This window comes from Serratia sp. JKS000199, from assembly GCF_900215455.1.
In the GTDB taxonomy this organism is placed as follows: Bacteria; Pseudomonadota; Gammaproteobacteria; order Enterobacterales; family Enterobacteriaceae; genus Serratia; species Serratia ureilytica.
The window spans coordinates 3,847,218-3,859,995 of sequence record NZ_LT907843.1; the positions used below are offsets into that span (position 1 = coordinate 3,847,218).

Consider the following 12,778-nt stretch of genomic DNA (forward strand, 5'->3'; position numbering starts at 1 on the left):
TGGCAACGGGAATATCTATGCACTGACGGGCCCGGCGTGCCGGGCCCCTACCGATGTCGGGCGGGCTACATCATGACGACGTCGAACTGCTCCTGGCTGTACAACGGTTCGATCTGCACCTTCACCTGTTTGCCGACGAAGATCTCCACTTCGGCCAGCGCGTGCGACTCTTCGCTCTTCAGCGCTTCGCCGACCGCCGCGGAGGCGTACACCAGGAAGCGATCGGAATCGTAGGCGTGATGCACGCGCACAATTTCGCGCAGGATCTCGTAGCACACGGTTTCCACCGTTTTCACGGTGCCGCGCCCATTGCAAGTAGGACAATCGTGACAGAGCACATGTTCAATGCTTTCACGCGTTCGTTTACGCGTCATTTCAACTAAGCCTAGCTGAGAGAAGCCGTTGATCGTGGTTTTTACCCGATCTTTACTCAACGCCTGCTCCAGCGAGTGCAGCACCCGGCGGCGATGCTCTTCGTTGTTCATATCGATGAAGTCGATAATGATGATGCCGCCCAGGTTGCGCAGCCGCAGCTGGCGGGCAATGGCTTGCGTCGCCTCGATGTTGGTATTGAAGATGGTTTCATCGAGGTTGCGGTGGCCGACGAAGGCGCCGGTGTTGATGTCGACGGTGGTCATCGCCTCGGTCTGATCGATGATCAGATAACCGCCGGACTTCAGCTCCACCTTGCGCTCCAGCGCGCGCTGGATCTCGTTTTCCACATCGTACAGATCGAAAATCGGTTGGCTGCCGGTATACAGCTCCAGCTTGCGGGTGATGTCCGGGATATACTCGCCGGTAAACTCCACCAGCAGATCGTGCGTCAACCGCGAATCGACGCGAATGCGATCCAGCGCCGCGCCGGCGAAGTCGCGCAGGATTCGCTGCGCCAGCGCCAGCTCGCCGTACAGCTTGTATTTGGTCTGGTTGCGCTTCTTGCGCTCCATCACCTTGGTCCACAGGCGTTTGAGGAACGCCGCGTCCTGCGCCAGCTCCTCCTCGCCGATGCCCTCCGCCGCGGTGCGGATGATAAAACCGCCCAGCTCGTCGCAGTGCGGCGCAACGATGGACTTCAGGCGTTCACGCTCGGCTTCGCTTTCAATACGCTGCGACACACCGACGTGCGCCGCGCCCGGCATGAAGACCAGATAGCGCGAAGGCAGCGTAATGTCGGTAGTCAGACGCGCGCCCTTGGTGCCGAGCGGATCTTTCACCACCTGCACCATCAGGTCTTGCCCCTGGCGCACCAGCTCGGCGATGTCGCGCACGTGGAAGTTTTTCCGCTCGTCGCCGGCGACGCATTCGGTATGCGGCATGATGTCGGAGGCGTGCAGGAAGGCGGCCTTGTCCAGGCCGATGTCGACGAACGCCGCCTGCATCCCCGGCAGGACGCGGCTGACGCGCCCTTTATAGATATTGCCGACGATGCCGCGTTTGGATTCGCGTTCGATATGAATCTCTTGCAGAATGCCGCCATCGATATAGGCGACCCGCGTTTCAGACGGTGTGATATTAACCAGTAGCTCAGCTGTCATGCCTTCTCCTCAGAGCCGGTCGATAATGGCAGCGCCCATCAACCGGTTCTTACATCACGTAATGCGACAAAATTACTGAGCAGCTCATGTGTTTCGACCAGTGGCAGACCGACCACCGCGTGATAACTCCCGGTTATCGTTCTGACGAAACAACCACCCTTTCCTTGAATGCCGTAGGCGCCCGCTTTATCCATCGGTTCGCCCGTAGCAATATAGTCGCGGATATCCTGTTGCGACAGGCTGCGGAACGTCACGTCGGTCACCACCAGCTGGCAACGCACGTCTTGGCGATCGGCGATCGCCACCGCCGTCATCACCTGATGCTGTTTGCCCGACAGGGCCGCCAGCATCTGTGCCGCATGGGCTTCGTCGCGCGGCTTCTCCAGCACCCGGCCGTTGAGCACCACGATGGTGTCGGCGCCCAGCACCGGCCGATCTTCCTGCGCCAGCGCCACGCCCGCTTTGGCCTTGTCCTGCGCCAGGCGGCGCACATAGGCTTCTGCGGCTTCGCCTTCCCGGCGCTGCTCTTCGGTATGCGTCAACAGGATGTCGAACGATACGCCCAGCAGGGTCAGCAGTTCACGTCGACGTGGGGAGCCGGAGGCCAGATAAAGCGAAGTCATTGAGATACCCTTACTGTACGGCGAACTGACGGCGGATTTTGCGCATCAACAGGAATAACCACGGCCACAAAATGCCGTTTACCACACTACTCCAGAACACCTCTGGGCGGAAAGAGACGTTGATCACTAAAAACTCAGCCCAGAACACCACCACGTCCATCGACAGCGACAGCAGCACGACGATCAGCGCCTGTTGCCACAGCGCCATATTGCGGAACAGTTGGAATTTGAACGCCACCAGGTAGGCGATGATGCCCAGCGCCAGCGCGCGCACGCCCAGCGTGGAGCCGAGGATCAGATCCATGATCAACCCCAGCACGAAACCGGTGCCGACGTTGACGCGGTGCGGCAAGGCCATCACCCAGTAAATGAGGATCAGCACCAGCCACGAAGGCCGGAACATGTAGATCTGTTCCGGCCACGGCATGATTTGCAGCACCAACGCCACCAGGAACGACAGCCAGATGATCCAGCGCCCGTGGCTGCGGTAACTGTTCATTGCACCACTCCCGCCGCGGCAGGCTGGGCTGGAGGCTGGGCAGACGCCGGAGCGACGGTTTGCGGCGCCACGCCGGTGGCCGGCGCCGGCAGCTGCGGCCCGACCGAACCGGCAGGCGGCAACACCTGCGGCATCATCTGCATCAGGCGCTCATTGGCCACGCGGTGAACTTCGTCCGGCGGCAACGGCATGTCGCCGTTGCGATCGGCGCCCCACAGCAGCAGCAGGTAGCGCAAGCGCTGCAGACCGGCGGTCGGCCGTGCCTGAATCACAGTGTAAGCGCGTTGATTGTCGACCTTGACCGAAGAGACTACCGCCACCGGATACCCTTCCGGGAAACGGCCGCCGAGGCCGGAGGTCACCAGCACGTCGCCAACGCGGATATCGGTATTGTTCGGCAGGTGTTCCAGCTGCAGATCGTCGGCGCAGCCGCTGCCTGCGGCGATCACCCGAATATCGTTGCGCAGCACCTGAATCGGCAACGCGTGCGAGGCATCGCAGATCAGCAGCACGCGGCTGGTCACCTTCGCCACCGCCACGACCTGGCCAACTACGCCCTTGTCACTGATCACCGGCTGGCCTTCATAGACGCCGTTGTCCGACCCTTTGTCGATAACGACCTGGTCGCTGTACGGATCGGAACCGGTGGAGATCACCTGGGTGACCATCTTGTGTTCGTCCTGGCGCAGCGGGGAACCCAGCAGCTCGCGCAAGCGGGCGTTTTCCTGCTTGAATTGGCCAAGAAGAAGAATATCGCTGTTTTTCAGCAGCAGTTCCTGCCGCAGAGCTCGGTTTTCCAGCTCCAGCTGTTGGCGGGTGGCCAGCGTTTCCGACACGCTGTCCAAAACTTTACGCGGCCCGTTGGCCAGAAAATAGAAAGGGCTGACTGCGGTGTCCATGTAGTTACGTATCTTCACGAACGTGCCGAGCCGGCTGTCGGCAACGATCAGGCCAATGGCCGCGATCACCGCCAAAAAAAGTCGCAGTTGCAGGGAAGGCCCCCTGCTAAAAATCGGCTTCATAAATTATGCGAGTTCCTCGACAACAGAAAGAGGAACCGTACCCGATTTTCGCTGTGCGCATTCATCCGATACGATTCCTCCTTCCAGGGGCTGACTATTCTTCGCTGAACAAATCGCCGCCGTGCATGTCGATCATTTCCAACGCCTTGCCGCCGCCGCGCGCCACGCAGGTCAGCGGATCTTCCGCCACCACGACCGGGATGCCGGTTTCTTCCATCAGCAGGCGATCGAGGTTGCGCAGCAACGCGCCGCCGCCGGTCAAGACCATGCCGCGTTCGGAAATGTCGGAGGCCAATTCTGGCGGGCACTGCTCCAGCGCAACCATCACCGCGCTGACGATGCCGGTCAGCGGCTCTTGCAGGGCTTCGAGGATTTCATTGGAGTTCAGGGTAAAGCCGCGCGGTACGCCTTCAGCCAGGTTACGGCCGCGCACTTCGATTTCGCGCACTTCGTCGCCCGGATAGGCAGAACCGATTTCGTGCTTGATGCGCTCTGCGGTGGCTTCGCCGATCAGCGAGCCATAGTTGCGGCGCACATAATTGATGATGGCTTCATCGAAACGGTCACCGCCGATGCGCACGGAAGAGGAGTACACCACGCCGTTCAGCGAGATCACCGCCACTTCAGTGGTACCGCCACCGATATCCACCACCATGGAGCCGGTCGCTTCGGAAACCGGCAAGCCTGCACCGATCGCCGCCGCCATCGGCTCTTCAATCAGGAACACTTCACGCGCGCCGGCCCCTTGGGCGGACTCGCGGATAGCGCGGCGTTCAACCTGGGTTGCGCCGACCGGCACACAGACCAGCACGCGCGGGCTTGGGCGCATAAAGCTGTTGCTGTGAACCTGTTTGATAAAGTGCTGCAGCATTTTTTCGGTCACGAAGAAGTCGGCGATCACGCCGTCTTTCATCGGGCGAATAGCCGCGATGTTGCCGGGGGTGCGGCCCAGCATCTGTTTGGCGTCATGACCGACGGCCGCTACGCTCTTTGGGGAGCCGGCACGATCCTGGCGAATGGCAACCACCGAAGGTTCATTCAGTACGATGCCTTGCCCTTTAACATAAATCAGGGTATTGGCGGTACCCAAGTCGATGGACAAGTCGTTGGAAAACATGCCACGAAATTTCTTAAACATAACGAAAGGATAATCCTGCAAGCTGGGGGCGGAAAATAAAATCCGCCTACTTTACCAACCACACGAAGCAGCGACAAGGCGCAAAAACGTTCTACTTCGGTGAAAAATAGTCTGTATTGTTTCTGCTCGAATGCACGGAAATTGGATGAGGCCTGAATTCCCTGAACAAAGGCTCAGTTTACCACCCTGTCAACGCACGAAACGGCGTAACACAGCTCATAAAATCTAACATATTCCCTGATTGCCGCCGGTGGTAAGCACCTACCAACGTCAACCAGATAAAGGCAGACAAGAGCCTATCTCAAATAGGCGTTGTTGTCGCAGGCAGTTTGGAAAAAACTCCAAAAAGACGGTAACGAGGCCCAGATGGATCCGGTCCTCATTCTACGTCAATTTTTGTCCGTCAATCAGCTTAAACACGATAACGACGTGAATATTTTTTACGCCCCATGTCGATCGGTTCCGGCGACGCGAAAAAGTCGCCCTGCCCGCCATGGATCCCACGCTCTTTCAGCGTCTGCCATTCGTTGCGCGTACGTACGCTGGCAGCGAACACCTGAGCGCGCGTGCCCGCGCAGGCGCCGGTCAGGCTCTGCACGAACAGCTGATTTTCGTCCCGCTTATCGATACTCCGCACCAACCCCGGGTGGAGCTTGACGATCTCCACCTGCAACGACTTGATATAGGACGTACTGACCACGGTTAACCCCGCTTTGGACACCGCCAGGCGGCAACCCAGCCCTGACAGCAACCTCAGCACCGGACGCAAACGGTCGATATGTTGACACACATCTGCCTCCGCAAGTTCAATCAGAATTCGTCGACGCTGACTTTTTTCGCACTGCAACAGCGTATCGCGCAGCCAGCGTTGGAAAGAGCGCTGCAAAATCGAGTCCACGCACAGCGGGAACGCCAGCGTTTCTTCAGGCCACTGCGCCAGCAACGGGATGATGCGGCTCACCTGTTGGCGATCGTAACTCTCCGCCAACCCCAATTGCTCCACCAGCGGCATATATTCCGCCGGCAGCAATTCCTGGGCGCCGTCATAAATTCGGCTCATGATCTCACGGTGGTGCACCTCGCCTTCCACGGTCACCGCCGGTTTCTGATACAGCCGCGGGCCGCCGCGCGCCAGCACCTGTTCCAGCAGCGTGCGCCACTTGACGCTGCCGCGCCCCTTTTCCGGCACCTGGCTGTCGTACACGTACCAACCGTTTTCGCCCTGCAGCGTGGCGTGCCGCGTCGCCTGCTCCGCGTAATCGATCACCTGCTCCGTGGTCTGGCCGCTGCGGTACGCCACGATGCCGATGTGCAGGAAGGCCTCACGGTCGATCATCGCCGTGGAAGGCAAGGCATCGATGGCGTTGACCAGCTGTGAGGCGATGCCGTCGGCCTCCTTCAGCGTGCGATGCGGCAGCAAGACGGTAAAATCGCTGTGAAAATAGCGCGCCAGCAGCGCCGACGGATAGCGCATCACGAAGGTAGACAGCAGATTGACCAGCGAATACATCAGCTCCTGCACCGCCACGCTGCCGTGCGTGTCGCGCAGGGTCTCGAAATCGGGCAGCCGCACCATCATCACGATGCCGTGCGAGCCTTCCTCTTCCAGCTGAGTGGTCAATTGGTTATCGAAGAACAGGCGATTGTTCAGCCCGGTTTTGGCGTCCTGCGCCGCGAAGGCGCGGATCAGCGTATCGACCCGGCTGCGCTCCTCCCGGGCTTCCGCCAGATCGGCCAGCAGGCGGTCGAGCGCCCCGCTGACGTTGGCCGGCCATTCGCGCACGTCGCCCTGCATGACGTTTTCGCGCTCGCCGTTCAGAATGCGCCGCGCGCGGCGCTCCAGACGATCCTCGCCGTCGGCCTGTTCACGCAGCCAGCGCAGGCTGAACAGCAAAATCACCACCATAACGACGATCGACAGCGTGACGGCGGCCGTGGATTGCAACGTGCGCACATCGCTGGCGAAGGGATCGAGGTAGGTGATTTGCAGCGTACTGCCCGGGTGCTGCAACAGCGGCCGCGAGACCTGACGATAGCCGTTCAGCGCATCCCAGGGCTCTTTTTTCGCCGTCGGCAATTTATAGTCGAGGAGCTTGCTGGCGCCGGCCTCTACGCGGATCGACACAATGCCGAGCGGGCGCATGACAATCGGCAACCATTTCTCCTGATCGCGCGGCGACTCGCGCAACATGGCTTGATCGAGAGACGTGACCAGCGAATCAAAGCGACGTTCCTGGCGATCCTGGGTAACGTAAAAGAAGCTGTATGAGCATCCCATCAGCATCAAAAACATCGCCAGCGCGACCAACAGAGTGATCAATGCAGAGAGTTTGGTGGTAAATCGCATCCCTGTGCCTTGTCCGCTATGGTTAAGTGAGTGTTCACCCTTTAGCTAAAAGGGGCCGTCCAACCCTAACAAGCCTTGCTGAGGAATTAAACCTGCAAGCGCCGTTTTTGTCCTTTATCAGGACTTGGGCCGCTTATTATGCATATAGTCAAATAAATGTGATTCAGCCATTGATAGAAAAGTGTAAACGAGAGGAAGAGTGACATGCGTGCACTGTTATTGGAACAACAAGACGACCAAACTCTGGCTCATATCAAAGATATCGGCAGCGATCGGTTGCCGGAAGGCGATGTTACCGTCGACATCAACTGGTCCAGCCTGAACTACAAGGATGCGCTGGCGATCACCGGGAAAGGCAAGATCGTGCGTCATTTCCCGATGGTGCCGGGCATCGACTTCGCCGGCACCGTGCGCCACAGCGGTGACGCTCGCTTTAAAGAGGGGCAAAGCGTGGTGCTCACCGGCTGGGGCGTGGGTGAACACCACTGGGGCGGCCTGGCCGAGCAGGCTCGCGTCTCCGGCGAGTGGCTGGTGCCGCTGCCGAACGGCCTGGATGAGCGCAAGGCGATGATCATCGGCACCGCCGGCTTTACCGCCATGCTGTGCGTGATGGCGCTGGAGGAAGGCGGGGTACACCCGGACGACGGCGATATCCTGGTTACCGGCGCCAGCGGCGGCGTGGGCAGCACCGCCATCGCCCTGCTGGCGGCGCTGGGGTACCGGGTGACCGCCATCAGCGGCCGCGACAGCAATACCGACTACCTGAAAGCGCTCGGCGCCAAAGAGGTGATGTCGCGCGATGGCTATATCGACACGCCGCGTCCGCTGGAGAAACAGCTGTGGGCCGGCGCGGTGGACACCGTCGGCGACAAACTGCTGGCCCGGGTGCTGGCGCAGATGAACTATAACGGCATCGTCGCCGCCTGCGGCCTGGCCGGCGGCTATCAGTTGCCGACCACCGTGATGCCGTTCATTCTGCGCAATGTGCGCCTGCAAGGGGTGGACTCGGTGCATACGCCGCTGCATCGCCGCCAAACCGCCTGGGAACGGCTGGCCGGCATTCTGCCGGACAGTTTCTATCAGCAGGCCACGCACGAAATCACCCTCGAACAGGCGCCGGCCACCGCCGCCGCGCTGCTGAACAACCAAATCACCGGCCGCACTCTGGTGAAAATCCGCTGACGGACTCCCCCCGGCGACGGGGGGCTCACCGGCGTCTGCGAAATTTCATATTTTCCCGCGTCCCCTCGCTTCCGGCCGGCTTTAGCGCCATGCTTATTTCATGGAGCCCCGTTAACCGCTCGCGGGCGGCGGGCATCAGTCGCGGAGAACATAAGCATGAACAAACACCCCAAATTGACCGAGGCCGACGTCACGCCGGAGAGCGTATTCCACCAGCGGCGCAAAGTGCTGCAGGCGCTCGGCATCACCGCCGCCACGCTGGCGCTGCCTACCGGCGCACAGGCGGACCTGCTGTCGTGGTTCAAAGGCAACGATCGTCCCAAGGCGCCGCCGGGCAAAGCGCTGGAATTCAGCAAACCGGCCGCCTGGCAGGCGCAACTGGCGATGACGCCGGAAGACAAGGTCACCGGCTACAACAACTTCTATGAGTTCGGCCTCGACAAGGCCGATCCGGCCGCCAACGCCGGCGGGCTGAAGACCGAAGGCTGGAAAGTGCGCATCGACGGCGAAGTGGCGAAGCCGATAACGCTGGATATCGACGATCTGATGAAGCGTTTCCCGCTGGAGCAGCGCATTTATCGCATGCGCTGCGTCGAGGCCTGGTCGATGGTGGTGCCGTGGATCGGTTTCGAGCTGGGCAAGCTTCTCAAGCTGGCCGAGCCGAACGGCAACGCGCGCTACGTGGCCTTCCAGACGCTGTACGATCCGGAACAGATGCCCGGCCAGAAAGATCGCTTTATCGGCGGCGGCCTGAAATATCCCTACGTCGAAGGGCTGCGGTTGGACGAGGCGATGCATCCGCTGGCGCTGCTGACCGTCGGCGTGTACGGCAAAACCCTGCCGCCGCAAAACGGCGCGCCGCTGCGGTTGATTACGCCGTGGAAATACGGCTTCAAAGGCATCAAGTCGATCGTGCATATCCGTTTGGTGCGCGATCAGCCGCCGACCACCTGGAACCAATCTGCGCCGAACGAGTACGGTTTTTACGCCAACGTGAATCCGCACGTCGATCATCCGCGCTGGTCGCAGGCCACCGAGCGTTTCATCGGCGCCGGCGGCATACTCGACGTCAAACGCCAACCGACCCTGCTGTTTAACGGCTATGCCGATCAGGTGGCGTCGCTGTATCGCGGCATGGACCTGCGGGAGAATTTCTAAGTGCGCCTGACGCCTGTTCATATCAAATGGCTGAAAGCCGCCCTGCATCTGGCGGCGTTTTTGCCCTTTCTCTGGTTGGTGTTGGCGGTGGATCAGGGCTGGTTCAGCGCCGATCCGTCCAAGGACATTCAGCATTTTACCGGCAGGATGACGCTGAAACTGCTGCTGGCCACGCTGGCTATCGCCCCGCTGGCGCGCTACGCCCGGCAACCGCTGCTGATCCGCTGCCGCCGCCTGGTCGGGCTGTGGTGCTTTGCCTGGGGCACGTTGCACCTGATAAGCTACTCTACGCTGGAACTGGGGCTGAGCAATCTAGGCCTGCTGGGCAGCGAGCTGGTGAACCGCCCGTATCTGACGCTCGGCATCCTCACCTGGTTGATCCTGCTGGCGCTGGCGGCCACCTCGACGCTGTGGGCGATGCGCAAACTGGGCGCCAAATGGCAAACGTTGCACAACTTCGTCTATCTGGCGGCGATCCTCGCGCCCATCCACTATCTGTGGTCGGTCAAAACGTTTTCCCCCCAGCCGTTCATTTACGCGCTGTTGGCGGTGGCGCTGTTGGGCCTGCGTTACAAGAAATTCCGCGCCTGGTGGCGCTGAATCGCGCGGCGGCGCGTGGGATTGCCGCTGAAAAACGCGCGCCGCCGGCGGGAACTTTTTTTGTGTTCCAGCGCTCATATTCCTGTCACGGCTCCCCGAGTTCGTCGATTTGGGGTTGAATATCTTCGCTGATAAGACCAGTATTTAGCTGCGAATTGCTACGATATCGTTATAATGCCCGACCTTGTTTCTGTTCTCAGGGTGAATTTGCCCCTTAACAGGTGACAAATCGGTAACATCGGGTTATTTTCTACGATGATGGTTTTATTGCCGGAGATACCAGCACAATGGCGGATAAGTTTCACATTTTGCTTCTGAACGGCCCCAATCTCAATCTGCTGGGGACGCGTGAGCCGGAGAAGTACGGCAGCACGACGCTGACAGAGATTGTTAACGGATTGGAAAACCAGGCATCCGCATTGGATATTACCCTGAGCCATCTGCAGTCCAACGCCGAGCATCAGCTGATCGATCGCATCCATCAGGCGCGCGGCAATACCGATTTCATTCTGATAAATCCGGCGGCGTTCACGCATACCAGCGTGGCGCTGCGCGATGCGTTGCTGGCGGTGCAGATCCCGTTCATCGAGATCCACCTGTCCAACGTGCACGCCCGCGAACCTTTCCGCCATCACTCTTATCTCTCAGACGTAGCGGTAGGCGTGATTTGCGGCCTCGGCGCGGATGGCTACGCTTTCGCTTTACAGGCAGCGGTTAACCGTCTGTCGAAAACCCACTAATTGCTCCACAAAAAGAGTACGGAATCACACTCATGGATATTCGTAAAATCAAGAAACTGATCGAACTGGTTGAAGAATCAGGCATTTCTGAACTGGAAATCTCTGAAGGCGAAGAATCGGTTCGCATCAGCCGTGCCGCACCGGCGCAGGCTTATCCCGTCATGCAGCAGGCCTACGCGATGCCGGCACAGCAGCAGCCAGCCCTGGCTAACGCCGTTGCCACCGCGCCTGCGGCAGAAACCCCTGCAGCACCGGCGGCCGTGAGTGGCCACGTCGTTCGTTCCCCAATGGTCGGTACCTTCTACCGCACCCCAAGCCCGGACGCGAAAGCCTTCGTGGAAGTGGGCCAGAAAGTGAACGCCGGCGATACCCTGTGCATCGTTGAAGCCATGAAAATGATGAACCAGATCGAAGCGGACAAGTCCGGCGTCGTGAAAGCCATCCTGGTGGAAAACGGCCAGCCGGTCGAATATGACGAGCCGCTGGTCGTCATCGAATAACGAGGCGCCCCCATGCTTGATAAAATTGTTATCGCCAACCGCGGCGAGATCGCGCTTCGCATCCTGCGTGCCTGTAAAGAACTGGGCATCAAGACCGTTGCGGTTCACTCCGCGGCCGACCGCGATCTGAAACACGTTCTGCTGGCCGACGAGACCGTCTGCATCGGTCCTGCGCCATCGGTAAAAAGCTATCTGAACATCCCGGCCATCATCTCGGCGGCGGAAATCACCGGCGCAGTGGCGATCCACCCGGGCTACGGCTTCCTGTCCGAGAACGCCGACTTCGCCGAGCAGGTTGAACGCTCCGGTTTCATCTTCATCGGCCCGAAAGCCGAAACCATCCGCCTGATGGGCGACAAGGTTTCCGCGATCAACGCCATGAAAAAAGCCGGCGTGCCCTGCGTGCCGGGCTCCGACGGCCCGCTGACCGATGACATGGATAAAAACCGTGCCTTCGCCAAGCGCATCGGTTATCCGGTCATCATCAAGGCCTCCGGCGGCGGCGGCGGCCGCGGCATGCGCGTCGTGCGCAGCGACAAAGACCTGGAGCAGTCCATCAACATGACGAAAGCGGAAGCCAAAGCGGCTTTCAACAACGACATGGTGTACATGGAAAAATACCTGGAGAATCCGCGTCACATCGAGATTCAGGTATTGGCCGACGGCCAGGGCAACGCCATCTATCTGGCCGAGCGCGACTGCTCCATGCAGCGTCGCCACCAGAAAGTGGTCGAAGAAGCGCCGGCGCCGGGCATCACCAGCGAAATGCGCCGCTATATCGGCGAGCGCTGCTCGAAAGCCTGTGTGGAAATCGGCTATCGCGGTGCGGGCACCTTCGAGTTCCTGTATGAAAACGGCGAGTTCTATTTCATCGAAATGAACACCCGTATTCAGGTAGAGCACCCGGTTACCGAAATGATCACCGGCGTGGATCTGATCAAAGAGCAGCTGCGCATCGCTGCCGGTCAGCCGCTGTCGATCAAACAGGAAGAAGTGAAGATCCACGGCCATGCGGTAGAATGCCGTATCAACGCCGAAGATCCGAACACCTTCCTGCCGAGCCCGGGCAAGATCACCCGCTTCCACGCGCCAGGCGGTTTCGGCGTGCGTTGGGAATCTCATATCTACGCCGGTTATACCGTACCGCCGTACTATGACTCCATGATCGGCAAACTGATCACCTACGGCGAAAACCGTGACGTGGCGATTGCCCGCATGAAAAACGCCCTGGCTGAACTGATCATCGACGGCATCAAAACCAACGTTGAGCTGCAGCAGAAGATCATGAACGACGAAAACTTCCAGCACGGTGGCACCAACATCCACTATCTGGAGAAGAAGCTGGGTCTGCAGGAAACCTAAGCAGGCACGCAGCATCGTCTGACGAAAGGCCGGTTAATCACCGGCCTTTTTCTTTGGCGCTGACGCCAGTAA

General features: G+C 59.7%; 12 protein-coding genes. 6 read left to right on the forward strand and 6 right to left on the reverse strand.

Annotated elements, in window-relative coordinates; all coding sequences use genetic code 11:
• Nucleotides 1-65: 65 nt before the first annotated feature.
• The 6 genes from rng to csrD all read right to left on the reverse strand — a co-directional run bounded on the left by rng (nucleotide 66) and on the right by csrD (nucleotide 7,164).
• Nucleotides 66-1,535: a ribonuclease G gene (rng, locus tag CPH57_RS18330; RefSeq protein WP_019453170.1), complete on the reverse strand. Its 1,470-nt coding sequence runs from the start codon at nucleotides 1,533-1,535 to the stop codon at nucleotides 66-68.
• 38 nt (nucleotides 1,536-1,573) lie between these two features.
• The gene (locus CPH57_RS18335) at nucleotides 1,574-2,158 is read right to left on the reverse strand and encodes a nucleoside triphosphate pyrophosphatase (RefSeq protein WP_033644452.1); all 585 of its coding nucleotides are present in this window, start codon (nucleotides 2,156-2,158) and stop codon (nucleotides 1,574-1,576) included.
• 10 nt (nucleotides 2,159-2,168) lie between these two features.
• Nucleotides 2,169-2,657, reverse strand: a complete 489-nt coding sequence (mreD, locus tag CPH57_RS18340) for a rod shape-determining protein MreD (RefSeq protein WP_004936918.1) — start codon at nucleotides 2,655-2,657, stop codon at nucleotides 2,169-2,171.
• On the reverse strand, nucleotides 2,654-3,679 hold the full coding sequence (gene mreC / locus CPH57_RS18345; protein WP_033644451.1) for a rod shape-determining protein MreC: 1,026 nt from the start codon (nucleotides 3,677-3,679) through the stop codon (nucleotides 2,654-2,656). The genes mreD and mreC overlap by 4 nt, the downstream gene beginning before the upstream one ends.
• Nucleotides 3,680-3,773: 94 nt before the next feature.
• The gene (gene mreB / locus CPH57_RS18350; RefSeq protein WP_003855260.1) at nucleotides 3,774-4,817 is read right to left on the reverse strand and encodes a rod shape-determining protein MreB; all 1,044 of its coding nucleotides are present in this window, start codon (nucleotides 4,815-4,817) and stop codon (nucleotides 3,774-3,776) included.
• A gap of 412 nt (nucleotides 4,818-5,229) precedes the next feature.
• The gene (csrD, locus tag CPH57_RS18355) at nucleotides 5,230-7,164 is read right to left on the reverse strand and encodes an RNase E specificity factor CsrD (RefSeq protein ID WP_096242628.1); all 1,935 of its coding nucleotides are present in this window, start codon (nucleotides 7,162-7,164) and stop codon (nucleotides 5,230-5,232) included.
• A gap of 204 nt (nucleotides 7,165-7,368) precedes the next feature.
• Here csrD and CPH57_RS18360 point away from each other — a divergent pair, with 204 nt between their 5' ends.
• The 6 genes from CPH57_RS18360 to accC all read left to right on the forward strand — a co-directional run bounded on the left by CPH57_RS18360 (nucleotide 7,369) and on the right by accC (nucleotide 12,706).
• Nucleotides 7,369-8,346, forward strand: coding sequence for an MDR family oxidoreductase (locus CPH57_RS18360; protein ID WP_096242629.1), 978 nt, complete (start codon nucleotides 7,369-7,371; stop codon nucleotides 8,344-8,346).
• Nucleotides 8,347-8,502: 156 nt separating this feature from the next.
• A complete protein-coding gene (gene msrP, locus CPH57_RS18365; protein WP_069100230.1) occupies nucleotides 8,503-9,504 on the forward strand; it encodes a protein-methionine-sulfoxide reductase catalytic subunit MsrP in 1,002 nt (333 codons plus the stop codon).
• Nucleotides 9,505-10,104, forward strand: a complete 600-nt coding sequence (msrQ, locus tag CPH57_RS18370; RefSeq protein ID WP_016930241.1) for a protein-methionine-sulfoxide reductase heme-binding subunit MsrQ — start codon at nucleotides 9,505-9,507, stop codon at nucleotides 10,102-10,104.
• Between the two features lie 287 nt (nucleotides 10,105-10,391).
• On the forward strand, nucleotides 10,392-10,844 hold the full coding sequence (aroQ, locus tag CPH57_RS18375; RefSeq protein WP_004936891.1) for a type II 3-dehydroquinate dehydratase: 453 nt from the start codon (nucleotides 10,392-10,394) through the stop codon (nucleotides 10,842-10,844).
• 32 nt (nucleotides 10,845-10,876) lie between these two features.
• The gene (gene accB / locus CPH57_RS18380) at nucleotides 10,877-11,344 is read left to right on the forward strand and encodes an acetyl-CoA carboxylase biotin carboxyl carrier protein (RefSeq protein WP_033636178.1); all 468 of its coding nucleotides are present in this window, start codon (nucleotides 10,877-10,879) and stop codon (nucleotides 11,342-11,344) included.
• Nucleotides 11,345-11,356: 12 nt separating this feature from the next.
• On the forward strand, nucleotides 11,357-12,706 hold the full coding sequence (accC, locus tag CPH57_RS18385) for an acetyl-CoA carboxylase biotin carboxylase subunit (RefSeq protein ID WP_033651233.1): 1,350 nt from the start codon (nucleotides 11,357-11,359) through the stop codon (nucleotides 12,704-12,706).
• Nucleotides 12,707-12,778 lie beyond the last annotated feature (72 nt).